The organism is Rhizobium sp. M1 (assembly GCF_002531805.1).
GTDB lineage: Bacteria > Pseudomonadota > Alphaproteobacteria > Rhizobiales > Rhizobiaceae > Rhizobium > Rhizobium etli_C.
The window spans coordinates 1-583 of record NZ_NWSW01000120.1 but is presented as its reverse complement, the minus strand read 5'-3'; the positions used below and the strand labels follow the sequence as shown (position 1 = coordinate 583).

The 583-nt window shown below is 60.0% G+C and carries 1 protein-coding gene; it reads right to left on the bottom strand.

The window, feature by feature from the left end:
• Positions 1–10 precede the first annotated feature (10 nt).
• On the bottom strand, positions 11–583 hold a 573-nt coding region (locus CO655_RS33225), incomplete at its 5' end, for a sugar phosphate isomerase/epimerase family protein (protein WP_141514401.1).

The following is a 583-nucleotide window of genomic DNA, read 5'->3' as shown; positions in this document are numbered from 1 at the left end:
ATGTTAACGATTACATCCTACTGCCGACTTTAGCGTTCGCGGCATCGACGATAGGTTTGAGGTATTCAAGGCAGACGCGAGCGACCCAGTCCGGTTCGATGCCGCGCTGGTGGAATCCGCACTCCATGGAGAGGTATCCGTCGAAGCCGGTTTCGGCGAGGGCGTCGATGAGGGCCGGAAAGTCTCCCCTTCCCATGCCCGGCGGCAGGCGGTTGTTGTCGGAGGCGTGGATATGGACGAGGTCCTTGCCCATGGCATAGACGTAGTCGCTCATCACTTCCTTTTGAGTGATGACGTGATGGCTGTCGAACATCAGGCGCACGTTCGGCTCGCCGACATCCTTCATCATGTCGATGGTGTTGTCGCAGGTATTGACGATGTTGCTGTCTTCCGGGGTGGGCTCGATGACGATCTCGACGCCGAAGTCCTGGGCGAAGCGGGCGATTTCGCCGATCGCCTGAGCCGCCCAGTCCCATGCCTGACGGTAGGTGGTGCCGAAGATATACCAGCCCGGCAGGCAGATCAGCCGCTTGCCGCCCCAGTCGGCGGTGAGCTGGACCATGTCCTTGTAATGGTCGATCGC